This is a genomic window from Actinoplanes sp. NPDC051513, from assembly GCF_044454685.1.
Classification (GTDB): domain Bacteria; phylum Actinomycetota; class Actinomycetes; order Mycobacteriales; family Micromonosporaceae; genus Actinoplanes.
In genome coordinates this window covers 233,295-252,679 of sequence record NZ_JBITDW010000008.1, presented here as the reverse complement: position 1 = coordinate 252,679, position 19,385 = coordinate 233,295, and the positions used below count along the sequence as shown (strand labels likewise).

21 protein-coding genes (1 of these 21 only partly in view) are annotated in these 19,385 nt (G+C 69.3%); 12 read left to right on the top strand and 9 right to left on the bottom strand.

Annotation, left to right across the window (positions count from 1 at the left end):
• Positions 1–50 precede the first annotated feature (50 nt).
• Positions 51–1,124, top strand: a complete 1,074-nt coding sequence (locus ACIA5D_RS26525) for a sensor histidine kinase (protein ID WP_396032896.1) — start codon at positions 51–53, stop codon at positions 1,122–1,124.
• Complete coding sequence (locus tag ACIA5D_RS26520) at positions 1,121–1,786, top strand: response regulator (RefSeq protein WP_396032895.1); 666 nt, start codon at positions 1,121–1,123, stop codon at positions 1,784–1,786. The genes ACIA5D_RS26525 and ACIA5D_RS26520 overlap by 4 nt, the downstream gene beginning before the upstream one ends.
• 1,311 nt (positions 1,787–3,097) lie before the next feature.
• On the opposite strand, the gene ACIA5D_RS26515 is transcribed toward ACIA5D_RS26520, so the two are convergent.
• Both ACIA5D_RS26515 and ACIA5D_RS26510 read right to left on the bottom strand, forming a co-directional pair.
• Positions 3,098–4,372 (bottom strand): acyltransferase family protein, encoded by a 1,275-nt coding sequence (locus ACIA5D_RS26515; protein WP_396032894.1) that lies wholly within the window; start codon positions 4,370–4,372, stop codon positions 3,098–3,100.
• Positions 4,373–4,496: 124 nt separating this feature from the next.
• Complete coding sequence (locus ACIA5D_RS26510) at positions 4,497–6,041, bottom strand: diguanylate cyclase domain-containing protein (RefSeq protein ID WP_396032893.1); 1,545 nt, start codon at positions 6,039–6,041, stop codon at positions 4,497–4,499.
• A 129-nt stretch (positions 6,042–6,170) separates the two neighbouring features.
• Between ACIA5D_RS26510 and ACIA5D_RS26505 the strand changes: the two genes are divergently transcribed.
• The 3 genes from ACIA5D_RS26505 to ACIA5D_RS26495 all read left to right on the top strand — a co-directional run bounded on the left by ACIA5D_RS26505 (position 6,171) and on the right by ACIA5D_RS26495 (position 7,841).
• Positions 6,171–6,416, top strand: coding sequence for a hypothetical protein (locus ACIA5D_RS26505; RefSeq protein WP_396032891.1), 246 nt, complete (start codon positions 6,171–6,173; stop codon positions 6,414–6,416).
• A 7-nt stretch (positions 6,417–6,423) separates the two neighbouring features.
• Positions 6,424–6,657 carry a carbohydrate-binding module family 20 domain-containing protein gene (locus ACIA5D_RS26500; protein ID WP_396032890.1) on the top strand — a complete coding sequence of 78 codons (234 nt, stop codon included), beginning with the start codon at positions 6,424–6,426 and terminating at the stop codon, positions 6,655–6,657.
• A 128-nt stretch (positions 6,658–6,785) separates the two neighbouring features.
• Positions 6,786–7,841, top strand: a complete 1,056-nt coding sequence (locus ACIA5D_RS26495) for a LacI family DNA-binding transcriptional regulator (protein WP_396032889.1) — start codon at positions 6,786–6,788, stop codon at positions 7,839–7,841.
• Between the two features lie 173 nt (positions 7,842–8,014).
• Here the strand turns inward: ACIA5D_RS26495 and ACIA5D_RS26490 are convergent, their stop codons facing one another.
• Positions 8,015–9,118 (bottom strand): alpha/beta fold hydrolase, encoded by a 1,104-nt coding sequence (locus ACIA5D_RS26490; RefSeq protein ID WP_396032888.1) that lies wholly within the window; start codon positions 9,116–9,118, stop codon positions 8,015–8,017.
• A gap of 561 nt (positions 9,119–9,679) precedes the next feature.
• Here ACIA5D_RS26490 and ACIA5D_RS26485 point away from each other — a divergent pair.
• On the top strand, positions 9,680–10,231 hold the full coding sequence (locus tag ACIA5D_RS26485; protein WP_396032887.1) for a hypothetical protein: 552 nt from the start codon (positions 9,680–9,682) through the stop codon (positions 10,229–10,231).
• Positions 10,232–10,238: 7 nt separating this feature from the next.
• Here ACIA5D_RS26485 and ACIA5D_RS26480 read toward each other — a convergent pair whose 3' ends face one another.
• From ACIA5D_RS26480 to ACIA5D_RS26470, 3 genes are read right to left on the bottom strand one after another with little or no spacing between them, the layout of a single operon-like run.
• Positions 10,239–10,943: a GNAT family N-acetyltransferase gene (locus ACIA5D_RS26480; RefSeq protein ID WP_396032885.1), complete on the bottom strand. Its 705-nt coding sequence runs from the start codon at positions 10,941–10,943 to the stop codon at positions 10,239–10,241.
• 8 nt (positions 10,944–10,951) lie between these two features.
• Complete coding sequence (locus ACIA5D_RS26475) at positions 10,952–12,499, bottom strand: APC family permease (protein WP_396032884.1); 1,548 nt, start codon at positions 12,497–12,499, stop codon at positions 10,952–10,954.
• Positions 12,500–12,555: 56 nt separating this feature from the next.
• Positions 12,556–13,194 carry a GPP34 family phosphoprotein gene (locus ACIA5D_RS26470; RefSeq protein WP_396033084.1) on the bottom strand — a complete coding sequence of 213 codons (639 nt, stop codon included), beginning with the start codon at positions 13,192–13,194 and terminating at the stop codon, positions 12,556–12,558.
• Positions 13,195–13,416: 222 nt separating this feature from the next.
• Here ACIA5D_RS26470 and ACIA5D_RS26465 point away from each other — a divergent pair, with 222 nt between their 5' ends.
• From ACIA5D_RS26465 to ACIA5D_RS26455, 3 genes are all read left to right on the top strand, one after another.
• Positions 13,417–14,304 carry a helix-turn-helix domain-containing protein gene (locus ACIA5D_RS26465; RefSeq protein ID WP_396032882.1) on the top strand — a complete coding sequence of 296 codons (888 nt, stop codon included), beginning with the start codon at positions 13,417–13,419 and terminating at the stop codon, positions 14,302–14,304.
• 40 nt (positions 14,305–14,344) lie between these two features.
• Positions 14,345–14,560 (top strand): DUF397 domain-containing protein, encoded by a 216-nt coding sequence (locus ACIA5D_RS26460; RefSeq protein ID WP_396032881.1) that lies wholly within the window; start codon positions 14,345–14,347, stop codon positions 14,558–14,560.
• 207 nt (positions 14,561–14,767) lie between these two features.
• Positions 14,768–15,859, top strand: a complete 1,092-nt coding sequence (locus ACIA5D_RS26455; protein ID WP_396032880.1) for a LysR family transcriptional regulator — start codon at positions 14,768–14,770, stop codon at positions 15,857–15,859.
• On the opposite strand, the gene ACIA5D_RS26450 is transcribed toward ACIA5D_RS26455, so the two are convergent.
• Positions 15,856–16,491, bottom strand: a complete 636-nt coding sequence (locus ACIA5D_RS26450) for an HNH endonuclease family protein (protein ID WP_396032879.1) — start codon at positions 16,489–16,491, stop codon at positions 15,856–15,858. The genes ACIA5D_RS26455 and ACIA5D_RS26450 overlap by 4 nt on opposite strands.
• Before the next feature lie 128 nt (positions 16,492–16,619).
• Between ACIA5D_RS26450 and ACIA5D_RS26445 the strand changes: the two genes are divergently transcribed.
• Entirely contained in the window at positions 16,620–17,279 is a 660-nt protein-coding gene (locus ACIA5D_RS26445) for a hypothetical protein (protein ID WP_396032877.1), read from the top strand.
• Here the strand turns inward: ACIA5D_RS26445 and ACIA5D_RS26440 are convergent.
• Complete coding sequence (locus tag ACIA5D_RS26440; protein ID WP_396032876.1) at positions 17,276–17,818, bottom strand: YbhB/YbcL family Raf kinase inhibitor-like protein; 543 nt, start codon at positions 17,816–17,818, stop codon at positions 17,276–17,278. The two genes, ACIA5D_RS26445 and ACIA5D_RS26440, sit on opposite strands and share 4 nt — an antisense overlap.
• A 248-nt stretch (positions 17,819–18,066) precedes the next feature.
• On the opposite strand from ACIA5D_RS26440, the gene ACIA5D_RS26435 reads away from it, so the two are divergent.
• Entirely contained in the window at positions 18,067–18,276 is a 210-nt protein-coding gene (locus ACIA5D_RS26435; RefSeq protein WP_396032875.1) for a hypothetical protein, read from the top strand.
• Positions 18,277–18,341: 65 nt separating this feature from the next.
• On the opposite strand, the gene ACIA5D_RS26430 is transcribed toward ACIA5D_RS26435, so the two are convergent.
• Positions 18,342–18,494, bottom strand: coding sequence for a hypothetical protein (locus ACIA5D_RS26430; protein WP_396032874.1), 153 nt, complete (start codon positions 18,492–18,494; stop codon positions 18,342–18,344).
• Between the two features lie 202 nt (positions 18,495–18,696).
• Between ACIA5D_RS26430 and ACIA5D_RS26425 the strand changes: the two genes are divergently transcribed.
• Positions 18,697–19,385, top strand: partial view of a glycosyltransferase gene (locus ACIA5D_RS26425; protein WP_396033083.1) — the 5' portion only. The gene runs 220 nt beyond the window's last position; the window shows 689 of its 909 coding nt (coding positions 1–689); its start codon is at positions 18,697–18,699; its stop codon lies off the right edge, out of view.

The following is a 19,385-nucleotide window of genomic DNA, read 5'->3' as shown; positions in this document are numbered from 1 at the left end:
GCGACGTGACGGGGCGATCATGATGAGCAAACGTCAATAGGATCGACGGTATGGCGGACGGCTACGCGGCGCGACTGCCGCAACGATGGCGCACGGTCTTCACCGTCGCGTCGGTGGCAGTCTCGCTGCCCGCGCTCTACTTGGCCTCGTCGCTCTGGGCCCGAGCGCTCGTCATCGTGTTGATCGCCGTGCAGGCGGCGGCGCTGTGGTGGCTCGACGAACGGCCGCGGCTCGGCACGGCGGTCGTCCTCGCGGTCTGCGCGGCGCTGCAACTTCTGGTTCCGGATTTCGGGCCGGGCATCGCGTTCGTGGTGCTGTGCACGTACGCGTGGCTGTGGCCGGCCGGGGAGACGCTGTGGATCCTCGGGCTCGCGGTGGTCGCGGTGTGCGGGCCCGCCCTGGCGCACCAGCGGTGGGTGGCGGCGGCGCTGTGGCTGGGCGCGGTGCTCCTGGCCTGGAGCTGGGGCGCTCTCGCGCGGGCACGCGGCGAGCGCCGGGTGGCCGAGCGGCGGCAGGCGGTGCTCGAGGAGCGGGCCCGGATCGCGCGCGACCTGCACGACATTCTTTCGCACACCGTCTCGGTGATGGTGGTGCAGGCGGCCGCGGCCGACGACGTCTTCGAGTCGAATCCCGCGCGGGCGCGGGAGGCGCTCCGCCGCACCGAGGAGGCGGGCCGGCAAGCTCTTGCGGAGTTGCGCGGTTTCTTGCGGACGGTGCGCGCGGACGATCCCGGACTCGAAGGGCCGCAGCCGACGCTGGACGATGTGGAAAGGCTCGCCGCGACGATGAGCGAGTCGGGGCTGCGGGTTTCCGTCCGGCGCGACGGGGAAGGTGAAGTGCCGCTGGGGGTGCAGGTCAGCACGTACCGGATCGTGCAGGAGGCGTTGACGAATACGCTGCGCCATGCGCGGGCCTCGTCCGCGGAAGTGCTGGTGCGGGTCGGCGAGTCGGAGGTGCTGGTGCGCGTGCGTGACGACGGTTCCTCCGCAGTCGCGAAACCCGGCGGGCATGGGCTGATCGGCATGCGCGAGCGGGCCGAGATCCTCGGCGGCTCGTTCGCGGCCGGCCCGTGGGAGGGCGGCTTCGAGGTCGAAGCGCACCTGCCGCTGCGGGAGAAGCCGTGACCATCAAAGTGCTGATCGCCGACGACCAGGCGCTGGTCCGGTCCGGATTCCGCATGATCCTGGAGTCCCGCGACGACCTCGAGGTGGTGGGCGAGGCGAGCGACGGCGAGCAGGCGATCCGGCTGGTCGCGCAGACCCATCCGGACGTGGTGCTGATGGACGTGCGCATGCCCGGGCTCGACGGGGTGGCGGCCACCGCCCGGCTCACCGCCTCCGCCGACCCGCCCAAGGTGATCATTCTGACCACCTACGACCTGGAGGAGCCGCTGTACGCGGCGCTGCGGGCCGGGGCGAGCGGCTTCCTGCTCAAGGACGTGCGACCGGCCGACCTCGTCGACGCGATCCGGGTGGTGGCGGGCGGGGACGCGCTGCTCGCGCCGACGGCGACCCGCAAGCTTCTCGACCGGTTCCTGGTCACCGACGTGACGCCGTCGGCGCCGGCCGGCTCGCTCGACCGGCTCACCGAACGGGAGCGGGAGGTGCTGACGCTGCTGGCCCGGGGCTCGTCGAACGCCGAGATCGCCGCGCGGCTCGTCGTCACCGAGGCGACCGTGAAGACCCACGTGTCGGCGATCCTGCGCAAGCTCGAGGTACGCGATCGGGTGCAGGCCGTCGTGCTCGCCTACGACCTCGGCCTGGTGCGGCCCCGACCCTCCTCCTGAAGTCGTAGACGCAAGACCCGCCTCGGGCCGGACGTGGTCGATCACCAGAATTCCTACCGTCGGACCATGACCACTCCACAGCAGCTCAGCGCGATCCGGCTCGTCGTGGGCTTGCTCGTCGCGAGCATCGGTTTCAGCGTCCTGACCACCGTCCTCGCCCTGGCCGTGCACGCGGTCGCGCTCGGGCCCAACCAGATCCTGATCTTCCTGGTGGCGATCCTCTACGTGTGGGTGATCCGCCAGTTGCGGGCCGGCTCGCGTGCCGCCTACCGCCGGGTCCGATTCGTCTCGGCGGCCGGGTTCATCGCCGTGGCGTGGCAGCTCGTCGCCGCCGGGTTCCCCTGGTGGCTCCGGACGGTCGAGGCGGCTCAACTCGTGGTGCTGGCCGCGTTGATCGTGGCCGCGAATCGGCCGATCGTGCGGGCCGCGTTCCCCGCCGTACCCGACATGCGGCCCCGGAATCGACGGGCCGCGATGCTGCTCGCCCTGCTCGCGCCGCTCTGCGCCGAGGTGAGCCTCGGGACCGTGCCGCTGCGGATGGCGTGGGCGTGGCTGGTCTTCGCCCCGATCTACGCGGGCGGCGCCCTGTTCCTGCGCGAGATCCTGCGGCGCAGCCGCGGCGGATACGGCAACCTGCTGCTGCTCGGGGTCGCCTACGGGCTGGTCGAGGAAGGGCTGGCCCTGCAGAGCCTCACCAGCCCGCATCTGTACGGCGCGGCCGGGTGGGCGCCGCGGCTGTTCGGGATCAACACGGCCTACACCGAGCTGAACCTCGTCTATCACGCCCTGTTCAGCGTGACGATCCCGGTGATCATCGTCGAGTTCCTCTTCGCCCGGCACGGCGCCGCGCCCTACCTGCGGCGCGGTGGGGTGATCGCGAGCGGGGTGATCGCGCTGCTCGGCGCGGTGCTGCTGCGGGTGGCCGTGCCGCCGTCCGAGGACCCGGGCTACACCATGCCGCTGCTCGCTGTGGTGATCGTCGCCGTGCTGGCAGCCGGGTTGATCGTGCTGGGCCTGCGCTTCCCCGCTTACCGATCGGTCGGTAAGCAGGGAGCGCCGCGGACGCCGCCCGGCGCCGTGCGGGTCGCCGTGCCGGCTGCCGTCGCGACGTTCGGGTTCCTCGCGATGATCTGGCCCTTCGGCGGTGCGAAGCAGCCGCTGTTCACGCACGGCGACTGGTCGCTGCTGCCGATGGCCGGCGCGGCACTGATCGTTGCCGCTGCTCTGCACGCCGCCCGGGCGTTCGCCTGGACGCCGCGCCACCTGGTCGCGGCATGCTTCGGGGCGCTGGCCGGACACACGGTCTTCGGCCTAGTCGGCAACGCGCACGGCCCGCTCGACCGGCTGTTTCTCGTGGCCGTCACGGCAGTCACGGCGATCGCCGGCTTCCTGCTTCTCCGGCCTGGCCCCGAGCGGCCGGGGCTCATGGGTAGCGGTCAGCCGCCGGCCGAGTCGCTGGCCGGGGAGCTCGACGTAGCGGTGGGCGAGCCACGACAAGGCGAAGAGCAGACCGAGGAAGCCGGCCACCGCGAGAAGCTCGACCGGACCGCGGAGCCGCTCGCCGAGGGCGGTCAGGGGAATCGCGAGCAGCCCGATCAGCGGCACGTGAATCAGGTAGGTCGAGTAGCTCACCCGGCCTAGCCAGGCCAGCGAGCGCGGCGCCCGCCGGTAGGCCATGCCGATCGCGAAGGAGCCCCCGATGACCAGCAGCGTGATCACCGACCGGGTCAGGTACTTCGGGGTGAGCGCGTGCAGGGAGACCAGCTCGGCGAACCAGTTGGCCAGCAGCGCCGCGGCGACCACGGCGACCGTCGCGGCCGCCTGCCATCGGGGGATCTGACCGTGCTCGGCGCGGTAGATCGTGGTCCCGGTGAACATCACGGCCGGGATGAGCAGGCCGTCCCAGACGTGCGACACGTCCTGGCCGGCCACCAGCAACATCACCGACAGGGCGAGCAGCAGGAGCGCGCCCGCGACCACGGCCGAACGCCGGCGGCTGGTCAGCGCGGCCACGCCGGCGGCGAGCAGCGCGGCGACGACGAAGGGAAGGGCAGGCGAGGCGAGGCGGCCGGGGGTGAGCGGCGCGGTGGCCACGGCGGCGATCGCGAAGGCTACGGCCGCCGCGGCGCTTGCCCGGTGCAGCCGCAAGGCGAACAGCGCGGCGACGATCAGGTAGAACGCCATCTCGAAGGTCAGCGTCCAGACCACCGGCGTGAGCAGGGGAGCACCCAGCAGCTGGGGCAGCATCGTGAGGTGGGCGACCGTGCCGCCCAGAGTGAGCGGCACGGCCGGGGCGAACGCCAGGGTCAGCGCCATCAGGCCGCAGACCACCAGGTAGAGCGGGTAGAGCCGGGCAATCCGGCCGATCCAGAATCGGCGCAGGTCGCCGTGGCGTTCCAGCGACGCCGGGATGATGTAGCCGCTCACCAGGAAGAACAGCATCACCCCGGCGGGGCCGGCGTGCAGCCACTCGGCCGATACCTCACGGGCGCCGCGGAGCAGGTAGTGGCTCAGATGCGCGTACACGACCAGTAGTGCTGCGACCGCGCGCAGCGCATCGAGCCACGCCATTCTCCGCTGCGGCATCCGCGAAGGGTACTCGCGAAATCAGTACCCCACCCGGGCCGTCGGTGCTGACCGCGAGGTGCAGCCCGTGGTTGGCGGCCGACATGTCGGGGGACTCGGTGAAGTAGGCCATGGCGTAGCCGGATCAATGAAAAGAAGCGACCGTCTCCATCCCGGCGTCGTACCGCTTCCACGTTCCCTTGCCGGCGGACTTCGCCGCGTACATCGCGACGTCCGCCCGCCGTACCAGCGCGCCGGCGCCCTCACCGGGCTCGGCGCTCGCGGCGCCGATGCTCGCGTTGGCGCACACCGTCGTCCCGGAGATCTCCACCGGCATGGCCAGAGCATCGAGGATCCGGCGCGCGGTCTCCTCCGACTCCGGCCCGGCGCAATCGCGCAGCAGCACCGCGAACTCGTCGCCGCCCAGCCTCGCCGCCACGTCCCCGGCGCGCAGCGCGCCGCGCATCCGCTCGGCCACCGAGATGAGAAGCTCGTCGCCGGCCGCGTGGCCGAGCGTGTCGTTCACCGCCTTGAACCCGTCCAGGTCGACCAGCAGCACCGACACGGCCGGCTCGCCGAGCGCCACGCCCAGCTCCTCGTGGAACCGGGTGCGGTTGGCCAGCCCGGTGAGCCCGTCCGTCTCGGCCTGGCGCCGCAGCTCGGCCATCGTGGCGTCGAGCCGGTCGATCAGCGACGTGTTGTCGTGGAAGGCGACCAGTTGCCGGCCGGCCACCAGCACGCAGATCAGCCCGAGCCCCACCACGACGCCCCACATCTGGGCGTTCACGCCGTGCGGCATCACCGCGATCAACGCGACGAAGGCGACAACCATTGATCCGTACGGGAGCAGGCTGTACGGCTTGCGGCGACGCTCGCCGAACGGTTCGGGGTCGAAGCGGGCGATCAGCTCCTGCATGCGCGGCCCGAGCGCGATCAGCAGCGACGGCATGAGCCGCACCAGGTAGACCCAGGCATCCAGGTGGCCGACCGCGGGCGGCGCCACGAACAGGCCGATCATGGTGAAGCCGGCCGAGAAGGTCATCGGGATCGCCGCGGACCGGCGCATCGGCGCGTTCCCGCTCAGAATCATCTTCACGGCCGCGAAGCTGGAGGTCATCGCGACCGCGCCGAGCCCCAGCGTGGCCAGCATGTCGGTGCGGCTGTACTCGCCCGGCTTCACCGCGAAGCCCCAGGCGATCACGCCGCCGCCGACCAGCACGGTCGCCGAGTCGAGCCAGAACGCCAGCCGCTCGCGCCCGGACCGGCCCGGATGCGGATGAAACAGCATCGCCAGCACGATCGCGATCAGGCCTACGGTGAAGAAGACGGACTGCACGATGCCGCCGGTCGTCGACCAGGTGCCGGGCGGGCTCAGGAAGGTCAGCACGGTCTGCAGCGAGTCGCCGCACAGGAAGCCGGTGACCGCCGAGGCCAGCACCAGCCAGAATCGCCGGGTCGCGCCGGTCGCGACCCGGAAGACCCGCCATGACGAGTACGCGAGCAGGCCGTCCAGCGGAAGCTGGAAGAACCAGAAGGTGCGCACCTGCCACAGCGTGTTCGTCGCGGTGTCGGGGGAGAGCGCGATGAAGATGACCGCCGCGAACACGGTCCAGGCGACCGCGCCGATCAGCAGCGGGTCGCGACGCCAGGCGTGGCTCTGCCATTGCCACTTGCGCCCGGATGCGTCCACGAGCGTCCCATCGGTCGGTGATCACCCGGCTTGAGCACGCGGCGACGTGAAACGCGTAAGAAAATCGCGGCCCCGGGCCGGCCGACAGCTCGCGGACGACATCGCCGGCGACACGTTCCTCGCGCGGCGGTGCGGGCGGCGGTCTACCGGATGCTCGCCGACGTGCCCGGTGTGCGCCTGATCGGTGACGTCAGAGACCAGACCGGCCGGCCGGGTGTCGCCCTCGGCTACCGGCGCAACGGCAGCGAGGCGCGCCTGATCGTCGGTGCGAGCCAGGGGTGCGCGCTGGCCGACGAGTCCTGGCACGGCGGCACACTGCTGAGCTACCGGGTCATCGTCGAGACGGCCTACACCGACGAGAATCCGCCTTCGTAAAGGATCTTTGCAAAACCCTTCCAGGTGCCTAGAGCTGGGGACTACCAGCGCCGCGATCCCGCTCTCCGCCACGGCGTACCCCGCCTGGAGCCGCCTGGTGATCGTTCCGCAGAGCACCGGCTTCCAGTACAAGTACATAAAGAAGGACTCCGCCGGCGCCGTCACGTGGGAGTCCGGGAGCAACCGGACATACACCACCGGCACGGCGTCCTCGTACACCGTCAGCGACACCTGGAAGTAGGTCTTGTTCCCGCCGGTCGTGGTGTCTTCCGCTTTTCTCTCACCACGACCGGCGTGGCCTGCGGCTCAGCCGAGCGCATCGCCGGGTCTATTGGGGGATGCGCTGCCGTGAAGCGTTATTGTGACCGCATGCGTGCACGTCTCTCGGATATCGCCCGGCAGGCGGGCGTCAGCGAGGCGACCGTGTCGCGCGTCCTCAACGACCGCCCCGGCGTCTCGGCCGACACCCGCCAGGCAGTCCTCACCGCCCTCGACGTCCTCGGCTACGAGCGTCCCGAACGCCTGCACAAGCGCAGCGCGGGCCTGGTCGGCCTGATCGTCCCCGAGCTGGAGAACCCGATCTTCCCGGCGTTCGCCCAGATCATCGAGTCGGCCCTCGCCCAGACCGGCTACACCCCGGTCCTGTGCACCCAGACCCCCGGCGGCGTCACGGAAGACGAGTACCTCGAGATGCTCCTCGACCGTCAGGTGAGCGGCATCGTCTTCGTGGCCGGCCTGCACGCCGACACCACCGCCGACCATGAGCGCTACCAGCGCCTGATCGACCGCCCGATGCCGATCGTCTTTGTCAACGGGTACGCCGAGGGGATCTCCGCGCCGTTCATCTCGTGCGACGACAAGCAGGCCGCGGAATCGGCCGTTGCCCACCTGGCAGCGCTGGGTCACGAGCGCATCGGGTTCGTCTCGGGGCCCGAGCGGTTCCGGGCCGTCCAGCGCAAACTCGAGGGCTACCACAACGCCATGCGGCGTCACGTGCCCGGGTACGGCCGGCACGCGCCCGACGAGCTGGTGGCGTTGACCCTCTTCGGCGTCGAGGGCGGCGAGGTCGCGGCCGGCCAGCTCCTCGATCGCGAGGTGACGGCCCTGGTCTGCGGCTCCGACCTGATGGCCTTGGGCGCCATCCGCGCGGCCCACCGGCGGGGGCTCGCGGTTCCCCGCGACCTTTCCGTGGTCGGCTTCGACGACTCGCCGCTGATCGCCTTCACCGACCCGCCGCTGACGACCCTGCGCCAGCCGGTCGCGGCCATGGGCAACGCGGCCGTGCGGGCCCTGGTCGACGAGATCAACGGCCACGCCGCCCCGCGATCCGAGTACGTCTTCCCCGCCGAGTTGGTGGTCCGGGGTTCCACGGCGGCCACGCCGGCCCGCCGGCTGGCCAAGCCTTCGCATATTCCCGCCGCCTGATCCGGCGCGGTTTGGGCGGCGGGGCGACGTCCGGTGGGGGCCGGACGTCGCCCGATCGCGCGCAGCATGGAACGGGTGGAGCTGGGTGAGAGGGTGCTCGGCCGCGAAGGCGCCTGAGCGGTCGCGCCGGAGGACGGACGGCACGAGGGGTGGCGGGGCGGCGCCACCGGGGATCAGGTGAAGCGGGCGGCCAGCCAGGTCGCAACATCGGTGGCCGAGAGGGTTACCGCTGAATCGTGGGTTCCGCTGGGCACCTCGATGTAGGTGACCGGCGGAGAGTAGGCCTCGAGCCGGGGAAGCAACCCGTAGATGGTCAGCTCCTTGGGAATCGTCTCGTCGGCGTCGCCCTGGACCACCAGCACGGGTGCCGTGGTCGTGGATTGGGCGGGCTCGTCGAAGTGCGACAGCTTGGTGACCACTGCCGCGGGAAGCGCGCCGCCCACCAGCAGTTGGCTCGCGGTCAGGGACTGGTAGGAAGTCAGGATCTCCATGAGGCAGCCGCTGGTGAGGACCGCCTGCTTGGTCTTGGCCTGGGTGGCCAGCACGCTGTTGGGGTTGAAGGTGGCGTCGACCGCCTGCAGGCCGTACAGCCCCATGACCAGGTAGCCCTGGATGGGCGTCCCGGGAATCATCGTGGCCAGCGAGTCGATGCCGGAGACGGGGGCGATGCTCGCGGAGCCCTTGAGGACCAGGTTGCCGTCGTAGCCGGCGGCGATCTGGTTGGCGAACAGGGCAGCGGCGCCGCCCTGGGAGTGACCGTCCAGCACGTACTGGGTGGAAAGGGCCGAGTCGAGGTTGCGGGCCGCCTTGACGGCGTCGATGGTCGCGCGCGCCTCGCTGGCGCCGACCAGGTACGGGTGGGACTGCGCGGTGCCGAGCCCGGGGTAGTCGGGGGCGGCGACGGTGAAGCCCTTGCTGAGCAGGGCGGCGGTGGCGTCGCGGGCCTCGGGCCAGAAGACGCTCTGGCTGGTCGAGGGGGCACACTTGTCGGCGAGGCCGGTGGTGCCGTGTGCCCAGGCCGCGACCCGGTTCTGCTTGCCGGTCTTGGGCGTCATGATCAGGGCGGTGGCGGTGATGAGGGTGCCGTTGACGTCGGTGGAGACGTACTGGATGCGCTTGCCGGTCGCCAGCCCGGCCAGCGGCGACGGCAAGGTCGCGGTGGCCGAGGTCAGGACCATGCCCGGCAGGGACGCGGCGTTGGCCGAGCCGGTCGGTGCGACCAGGAAGCCGCAGGCTGCCAGCAGGGCGATGAGTAGTAAGCGAGGGCCTGTTTTCATGCGTACTCCATTCGGTGGTGCGAGCCGGCCAAAGCGTATGGCGATAACCACGGCCGGTTGAAGTACGCAGATGCGTAGTCCTTCTGGGACTGCACTCGGAGTCCAGTTCACGAAGGGGGACCGAAAAGGGGCGGCGTTAATGCCCTGATAAACGGGGCGCTTTCAAGATCCGGTCCACCGTGGAGTCCGATTCGGACAGGGGTCCGCACCCACCACTAGCAGGACCGGGCCGTCCCCGGTAGATTCCTCGGGGTGACTCGATGCGCGTCGCCGCCGACCACCATTGGCGGCCGGCGGCGGTGTGATGATCATGTCTTTGCCGAGGAACTGATCATGAATTTTCCGGGCGAAGAGGCAATGGCGGCGGCCGGAAAAATTCGCCGCGGGCCCGCAACTTGCACAGATAACGGGCACGAGTAGCCGTCTCGCCGACATTGGCACATTCAATTGGCGAACACGCATTGTGTTTGAGCCGTCACTGTTCGTACTCTGTTGGTCACCAGATCATTGATCAGTGTGAGTGCGAGCAAGCGGGATTGCCGTCCCGTGGGGGAGCAGAGCATGCTTATCAAAGTTGTCGACCAGATCATCGATGAAGATCTGCACAGCGCTGCATGGCAGCTCTACCAAGACTGCTTCGAGGAGTTGAACACCCTCGCGGTGCAACGGCACATGATGTACAAGTCCGAGTTCGACGAGGTCATGAGTGACACCCGCGTCGACAAGTATCTCGCCCTCACCGACGAAGGCACCCTCTGCGGGATCACCACGTACACCAACAACCTCGAGGCCGTTCCGTTGATCTCGCCTCAGTACTTCCAGCGCCACTGGCCCGAGCACTACGCGGCCAAGAAGATCTGGTACATCGGGTTCATTGCCGTGAGCCCCGAGTTCCAGGGTCGCGAGGCGTTCGCCCAGATGGTCGAGCAGATGTACCTCGTGGCATCGATCCAGAACGGCCTGGTCGGTCTCGACATCTGCTCCTACAACGACGATGTCCGCCACATGGCCCGGGTCTTCCGGCTCATGATCAGCCGGAACTCGGACAGCATGCAGTTCAACCGTATCGACCAGCAGTCGTACTGGTTGTACGAGTTCCCCTCGGCAGCCTAGAGAAGCCTCACTCCATAGGCGGCCTCCACATGCACCAGAGTGAACCTTTTTCAACGTGGCCAGGGCCCGCTGCGCCGGCGCCGGTCAACGACCCGGCGGCTTCAGACCCGTCGCCAGGTTGAAAAAGGTTCAGTGGTGGCCCGTCGGGTAGGTCGATCACGGACCGGACCCGGTATCCGTGCCGAAGGTAGAGGTCGCGGTTGCGGGGGTCGTTCGCCTCCAGGTACGCCGGGAGGCCCGCCGCGTCGAGGCGGCGGTGATGCCGGCGCAGGAGGGTGCTTCCCAGCCCGCGTCCCTGCTGGTCGGGGCGTACGGCGAGGTAGGCGAGGTAATGGTGGTCGCCGGTCGGGTGCTCAGCGTCGAGTGCCGCGTCCAGCTCGCACACGCGGTCGTACGCGTCGCCGGCGATTTCCTTGATCCGGCGCTCGTAGTCGAGCGGCGCCGGAACCATGGTCGTCATTGGTAACCAGAGGGCGGCACCGGTCAGGCGGCCGGTGCCGCCCTCCGCCGTGGTGTAGACGTCACCGAAGCGGAGAGCGTGCCCGACGAAGATCGCGAAATAGTCGGCGCTGCCGCGATGCCGCGCCGCGGTGTCGGGCTGGAGCCACTGGGCGACCAGCCCGTCCCGCATGGCCAGATCGACGACCTCGGTGATCTCCTCGACCGAGACCGGTGCGAGATCCCGGATGACCAGATCTTTGACCTTGTACATCGGGGCCTCTAGTAGGGATAGCCGCTTCGGGCGGCGCCGACCGGGTCGGCGGCGTGCAGCGGCCGGGGGAAGCCGGCGTCGGCGAGGATGCTCGTCTTGTGCTCGGTGCCGCGCCCGATCTGCGCGTAGACCTCGGGCCGCGCGGCCCGCATGATCCACGCCCAGCAGAAGCCCACGAAGGCCGTGCCGAGATAGAGGACCGGGATCAGCCATTGGAAGATCGAGTCCCCGTCGACCTGGAGCAGCTCGCCGAAGCCGATCACCGTGGCGGTGAGCACCACGGAGAGAAGAAGGAAGGAGAGGAAGGGAGCGAGGTACGCCCGCCACACGTTTTCCCTCCGGCGTCCGCGGGCGAAGAAGCCGATCACCGCGGCCGAGGTGGCCCACATGAGGATCAGCACGCCGAGGCCGCCGATCGTGCTCATCCAGGCGAACAGGTAGACCAGGGGGTCGGCGCCGGCCACCGCGTACAGGCTCAGCACGACGATTGCGATGATGCTCTGGGTGATCGAGCCGGCCAGCGGCGCGCCGGTACGTGGGTGGGTACGACCGAACAGCGCCGGCAGCACGCCCTCACGGCCGAGCGCGAACTGGTAGCGGGAGACGGCGGCCTGGAACGCGAGCAGCGCGGCGAAGACGCTGGTCAGGAACAGCAGGTAGCCGAGGTTCACGAACGCGGCGGGCAGGTGCTTGCCGACCAGGAAGAAGACCAGGTCGGTCTGGTGCTCGCCGGCGGTCGCGGCGATGTTCTCCGGACCGGTGCTCACCGCCATGGCCCAGGCGGAGAGGCTGCAGAGCAGGGCGGCCAGCAGCACGGCCCAGTGGGTGGCCCGGGCGATCGTGCGCTTGGGGTCCTTCGCCTCCTCGGAGAGGACGACGGTCGCCTCGAAGCCGACGAAGCCCGCGATCGCGATCACCAGGAGCGAGCCGACAACCGGGGTGAGCAGCGGCGACGGGTCGAAGGAGGTGAACGTGACGTGGTTGTTGGCCGGGTGGCTGATCATCGTCAGGTCGTAGATGAGCACGATGGTGATCTCGGCGATCAGCAGGACCGCCAGCACCTTGCCGCTCAGGTCGACCCAGAGCAGGCCGAGCACGGTGACCACGAGCCAGGCGGCGATCGCGCACACCCACCAGGGGGTGATCACGCCGAACGCGGCGAGGATGCCGGACGCGGCCGAGCCGAACAAGCCGAACAAACCGATCTGCATGGCCGAGTACGCCGGGAGGGCGACGAACGCCGCCCCCACGCCGACGACCCGGCCGAGGCCATGGCTGATGTAGGAGTAGAAAGCCCCCGAGTTGACGATGTGCCGACTCATGGCTACGAAACCGACGGTGAACAGCGAGAGGATCCCGGCCACTGCCACGTACGCGATCGGGACCGCGGTGCTCCCGATGATCGCGTACGTGGCCGAGATCGCTCCGATGATCACGGTCAGGGGTGCGGCTCCTGCCACACCGAAGAACACCACGGACGGGACGCCGAGCCTGTTCTTGGCCAGCGCCCTCGCCACGATGTCCGGCTCGACGGGGTCTTTCTGCGTCATCAACATCCTCCCGGCCCATTGGTCGAAGTTGTTACGCCGGAGGTGGTGACGCCCGATGGCACTCACCGCCGACCGACGGTCAGGACCGAGCCCACGGAGGCCTCGGTGAACTCGATAAGGTCCCGCATGTCGCCGGGCAGTGCGCCGACGGCGCTCGGCAGGGACTGGAATGCTTGCCTGTGCATCTCGAAGTCATAGAGCACGTGCCTGGTCAGACCGGTGGCGGCGACGAGGCCGACCAACACCCGGTCGGTGAGGCTGAGCTCGATGCCCCGGACGAGTAGATTGGCCAACCGGGCCGGTGCCCAGGCGGCGGCGTTGCGCTGCTCCGGACTGTTCGGCATGTACACGACCTCGGTGGAGAGCATCCGCCGACGCGTGATCAGGTCGACCGCGCCGAGGCGTACCAATCGCTCGCCGACCCGGACCTCGGCGTCCTGGGAGAGGAAGGCGAGCCAGGTGCGGACCTCGCGGTGTCGTTGTTGGGCTATGAGAAGGTCGAGAATGTCGTGCGCCAACGCGTCAGCCGGGGGATGCCGGTCGAGGATGACGAGGTCGCCGTCGGCTATGCCGATGCGTCCTTCCAGAATCAATTCCCCCAGCAACGCGGCGGCCAGGCCCAGACCGGTCGCCCGTGGATGGAGTCGAGATCGGCCGGTGCGGTCCTGGTGTGCGATCAGGAAATACTGGTCAGCCAACACTCGTGCCACGCCCCTTAAAACCCAAGTAGACCCACGTCTTTGCTAGATCACTGTCCGTACATGACGTGATAACTCGATGTCCGGCGCATCATGTACCCAACCTCAAGGTCAATACAAGAAGTACTAGACTTCTTGTTGTGAGCTTCGGTCCACGTTGGATCATGGGCTCGCTGGTCGTAGGATCGTTTACCTGAGGAAACCTGAGGGCCAAGGGGAGTCCAGGTGTCCGTTGACGAAGGCCCGACGCTCCGGCGACGCCGGCTGGGTGCGGAGCTGAAACGCTGTCGCGAGTCCGCGGGAATGACGCAGGAGAATGTCTCCCGTCATTTCGAGTGGCATGCTGCCAAGGTCACGAGGATCGAGACGGCCCGCGTAGCGGTGACCGCCCGGGACGTCCGCGATCTCCTGGATCTCTATCACGTGCGCGACGACGCGTATCGCGAGGCGTTGATCGAGCTCGCGCGCATGTCGCGCGAGCGCACGTGGTGGAGCGACTACCGCGACGTGATCCGCCCGGGCAACTTCGTCGGCCTGGAGGCGGGCGCCGGCTCGATGCTGACCTGGGAGCCGGTGATCGTTCCCGGCCTGCTCCAGACCGAGGCGTACATCCGGGCGCTGATGCGCACCGGGCGCCAGTCCGATCCGCCACATGAGATCGACCGCCGGGTGCGGCTGCGGCTGACCCGTCAGGCCCGACTGACCGAGTCCCGCCCGCTCGAGTTCGCCGCGGTGATGGACGAATCGGTCGTGCGGCGCGTCGTGGGCGGCTCGGAAGTGATGTCGGAACAGCTTCGATATCTAATAGAAGTGGCCCAATTACCGAATGTGAACCTGCAGATCCTCCCGTTCGGGGCCGGCGAACACGGTTTCCTCGGTGGACCGGTGGCGCTATTGGAGTTCCGGGGCGTAGACGCGCAGATGAACCATGGGATTTCGAGGCCCGAAACCATCAATCTGGGTGTTGTCTATCTCGAAGGTCTTGCGGGAGACTCTTACGAAGAGCAACCATCCGAGGTTGCCCGTTACCGGAAAGAGTTCGAGCGATTGAGCGCGAAGGCGCTCGACCATCGCCAGACAATCAAGATGATCGAGAGCCTGCTGGTCGCTTAGGGCTCCGAGACAAACCCATACTGAAGGGAGGTGCTTGAGATTGCTCACGCACCATCTCAACGGTGCTGTCTGGAAGAAGGGCAGCCGGAGCAATGGCAGTGGCGGCAACAACTGCGTCGAGGTCGCGATCCTCGACGAAGCTGTCGCCGTCCGTGACAGCAAGGACCGGACTGGACCGGCTCTCTTGTTCACGCAGGCGGAGTGGACCGCCTTCGTGGACTCGGCCAAGGATGGCGAGTTCGACATCGTTTCTTGACCCGAGAGCCTACCGATAGGCACGCACCGATGGGAAGTGCTTACGCAAAGTCAACTTCTCCGGCGCAGGTCTACCGGGAGCTGCAACGCCCCTCACGGGGCGTTGCAGCCCAGACACAATAGGTATCTTAAAATCGATGGCCTCAGATGGCCGAAATTAACGTGAAAATACTTTCGCAAGTGACGTAGCGACTCTAGGTTCCATGCTGTGGAGCTGGAGCTGCGCCACTTACGAATGGTGCTCGCCATCGCCGAGGCCGGCAGTGTCACGAAGGCCGCCGCGGCGCTCGGCCTGGCCCAGCCTGCCCTCACGACCCAACTGCAGCGCATCGAGCGGATCCTCGGTGGCGCGCTGTTCATCCGCGACCGCCGCGGCGTCCTGCCGACGCCGCTCGGCGATCTCGTGCTGGCCCGCGCCCGGGTGCTGATCCCGGCCGTGACCGGGTTGCACGACGAGGCCAGCGAGCTGATCACGGCCGGCGGGACGGCCCGGTACCGTGTCGGCGCCACCAACGGGCCGATCGTGGCCGGGCTCGTGCGCCGGCTCAACGACGCGCACCCCGGCGGGCCCGTCTCGATCCACTCCACCTGGTCGGAGAACGAGGTCGCCCAGATGACGGTCGACGGGCGGCTCGACTACGCCCTGGTCGGCGCGTGCTCGACCCCGCCGGCCGGGCTGCCCTCCGGGCTCACCTGGCAGGTGGTCTCGGTCGACGCCGTCTGGGTGCTGCTCAACGAGCGACATCCGCTGGCCGGCCGGGACGAGGTCGGCCTGGGCGAGCTCGCCGGCGAGCAGTGGATCACCGCGCCCGGCGACGGGTGCTTCCTCGAGTGTTTCGCGGCCGCCTGCGCCCGCGAGGGCTTCTCGCCGCGCTCGCCCACCTCCATCGATGCCAGCAGCGCCTTCGACCTCGTCGTCGCGGGCGGGGCGATCGCGCTGTGCCAGGGCCTGGTGCGTTCGGTGCCGGGCGCCGTCGCGGTCCCGCTGCGCGGTGCGCCGCTGCGCTGGCGGCACCTGCTCGGCTGGGATCCGGAGGGCCTGGCGGCGGCGAGGGCGGGCGAGCTCTACGGGTACGCGGTGGAGGCGTACCTCGAGATCGTGGCGCAACGGCCGCGCTACGCCCGATGGCTCGCCCGGCGCCCCGAGCTCGGCACGCAGCAGGCAATCTCGCTCCTGCCGAGCCTCGGCCTGTCCCATCCCGGCCTGCCCAGACCCGGCCTGCCCAGACCCGGCCTGCCCAGCCCTGGCCCGCCGGGCCGCCCCGGCCTGGCCGGCCGGAGCGACCCGATGATTGCCTAGCAGGTGCCGAGCATGCTGGTCAGCGCCGACTTCTCGGCGCTCGTGATGGTCAGTGCCCAGACGTACTTCACCCGTACCCACATCTTGGCGTAGGTGCAGTAGTAGCCGCTCAGCGGCGGCTTCCAGGAGTCCGGCGACTGGTCGCTCTTGGACTGGTTGACGTTGTCGGTGACCGCGAGGAGCTGCGGGTCGGTGAGGTCGTTGGCGAACGACTCGCGCTTGCTCGTGGTCCAGGCCCAGGCGCCGGAGATCCAGGCGTTCTTGAGCGGCACCATGTGGTCGATGTCCACGTCGGACGCCGCGGTCCAGGTGGCGCCGTCGTACGGGCTGTACCACCGGCCCGACGTGGCGGCGCAGGCCGAGTTGACCACGACGCTGGTGCCGTCCCGCTTGAGCACGGTCTCCCGGGTGTTGCAGGTGCCCGAGATCGTGTCCCAGGTCGGGAAGAGGTCACGGTCGTAGGTGGTGGTGTGGGTCCAGGCGGCCACGGACAGCGCGGCGAGCTGGGTCTTGGCCGCCGACGTCGTCGGGACGCCGGGCGGCGTGGCGTACGCGGGTGCGCCGAACCCGAGCTGGGCCAGGGTGGCCAGCAGGACGACGACCAGCGCGGTCGAGAGCAGACGGTTCCGCAAGGGGGCCTCCGAGTCGCGAGTGCGGCTGTTGCCCCGAAGTCTCGGGCACTCGGGCGATCCCCGCCCAATGCCAAAACATCCATAGATATACGGCTATGGAAAGCGTCGGTGTACATAGACTGTGATGCATGCAGGCAGCTGGCATTCCGGCGCTGGCGATCAGCCTGGCCGCCCTGGCGGTCTCGCTGTACGGCATCGCCGAGCGGCGCGGCGCGTCCCGCCGGGCGGAGCGCCTGCGATTCGTCACGCTGATCGACGAGCTCAACACCCTGCGTCTCGAGCACCTCCTGCCGCACGGCGACGCGGCCGACGCGGTCAACGCGCGCGCCGAGCTGCTCGCGATCCAGGCCTTCACCCTGCAGCGACGGCTCACCGACATCACCAGTCCGGAATACCGCGCGCTCGCCTACGCGCTCAGCCGATCCGGCTACCCCGCCGAGGCCGACCAGGCCTGGCGCGCGGCCATCGACGCGGCCGAGGACGAGGGTCCGGTCCAGACGCTGTTCGCTCGTCGCGGGTACGCGTTCTTCCTGTTCACGGCGGGGCGGGTGGAGAAGGCGCGCGACGAGATGGGCCTGGCCATCGAGGCGATCGGGTCGGCCGACGACACGGCCCGCGTGCACCAGATCAAGACCTTCAAGTACTGGGCCAACGACGAGCGGGCCGCCAACCGGACCGGCGGGCGCGCGGAGGAACTGCTGAAACGGGCCGAGCAGGCGGTGACGCTGCTGGAGAGCGAGCACACCCGCCGCCGCATGCGGTCCTTCCTCGAGAATGCCGAAGGCTAGCGGCCGCTGGCGGCCTGGTGGGCGACCGTTCCGGTGAGGGTGCCGGCGGCGATCGTCGTCTTCTCGATCGCCGCGAATGCATTCTCTACTGTGGAGGCCCTCGTGGGGGCGGAGAGGGCGTAGACGGTGAAGCGGTAATGGTGGGTGCCGGACGGCGGGCACGGCGCGGTCCAGCCGGCTTCACCCGCCGAGTTCTTCAGCTGGCGCGCCTGGCCGGGAATGGCGGCGCCGACGCCGGCCGTGCCGGCCGGCAGATCGACCACGATCCAATGGTGATAATCGCCGCCGGGCGCGTCGGGGTCGTTCACCACTATTGCGTACGCCTGCGCGGAAGCGCCCGACCATTGCAACGGCGGGCGGTTTCCCGCGCCGGTGCAGGTGAAATCGGCGGGAATCGCGCCGCCCTCGGTGAACGCGGTGCTCGTCACGGTGAGCGTGACGGCGGTCGTGGGTGTGGGTGAGGCCGGCTCGGAACCGCCGCAGCCGGAGGCCAGGACGAGGGTCAGAAGGGCCGGCGAGAGCAATCCGTGGCGGAGCACAAACCGTATTCTAAGGGTCCTCCCAGACTAGGGGACGCCATGGACTTCCTCGCCCATCGGTACTTCCGGGAGCTGTTGTCACTGCGTATGCCGACCGGGGACTTCGTGATCTGCGGGAGCGGGCCGCTGTATGCGCGCGGGTGGATCGACGACCCCACTGACCCGGACATTGTCGCCCGCGGGGAGGCCTGGAAGATCGCTGAGGAGCGGGGTCGATCGAGGCGGCGCCCTATTCGGCGGCCCGGCGGGTGGCGTTGTTCGGCGGGGATCTGGACGTCTTCGACGATTGGTTTCCGGAAATCGGAACGGTTGCCGAGCTCATCGCGCGGGCCGACGTGATCGGCGGGCTGCGATTCGTGACGCTCGACGTGGTGGCGACGACGAAAATGATGATGGGGCGCGACCGGGATCGCGCCCATCTCGCGGTGCTGCGGGCGCACGGTCACCCGGCGCCGTGAATCCACCAACAGGGAGGCGGGCTTCGTCTCGAGGTCGGCGAGGAACAGCGCCGGATCCAAGGTGATCACCCGTACCAGGATCGGAGGACGCCCATCGGCGCGTATCGCCAGCGGGGGAGGAAGCGGGCCGCGTAGATCAGCTCGCGGCACTCCTGCTCGACCTCGAAGGGGCGCAGAAGTTTCTCGTCGAGCAGGTGGGGTGGCGCCGTGGAGTTCATCCACGAGGGCGACCTCAACCTGTACGTCTATCCGGGCGCTCTCGACTACACCGGCGCGCGGCGGCTCGGGCCGAACTGGCGGCGGCTGGAGTCGTCGGTGCGGGAGACGGACGACGCGTTCGAGCTGCCGTCCGGGTTCAAGGACGGAGGCAAGCTGATCTACTTCAGCCTCGGTTCGCTCGGGTCGGCCGACGTCGATCTCATGCGGCGGGTCATCGCGGCGCTGGCGGCCACCGAGCACCGGTACATCGTGTCGAAGGGCCCGTTGCACGAGGAGATCGAGCTGGCCGGCAACATGATCGGGGCGGAGTTCCTGCCGCAGACGACGATCCTGCCGCTGGTCGACCTGGTGATCACCCACGGCGGGAACAACACGATCACCGAGGCCATGCACTTCGGGAAGCCGATGATCGTGCTCCCGCTGTTCTGGGACCAGTACGACAACGCGCAGCGGGTGCACGAGCTGGGGTACGGGATCCGCCTCGCCACGTACGGGTTCACGGACGCGGAACTGCACGAGGCGATCGATCGGCTGCTCGGGGACGCGGAGCTGCGGGAACGCCTTGCGAAGGACGCGGCCGGGAATTCGGGCGGCCGACGGACTGCGGGTAGCGGCGGACGCCATCGAGAGGGCCGCACAGTGACGATGCTTGTCAACCCGCGTCGGGTGAGCCGCTGGAGGACATTCCGGATGGTGACGTCGGGAAGGCCGTCGCCCAGGCTCGCGCCGCCTTCGAGCAGTGGCGCGGCGCCCGCCGGAGCGGGCACCATCAACGCGAAGTGGGGGGGGGGGCCCCCGGGGGGGGGGCCCCCCCCCCCCCGGGGGGGGGGGGGGGGGGGGGGAGAAAGGGAGCCCCCCCCCCCCCCCCCCCCCCCCCCCCCCCCCCCCCC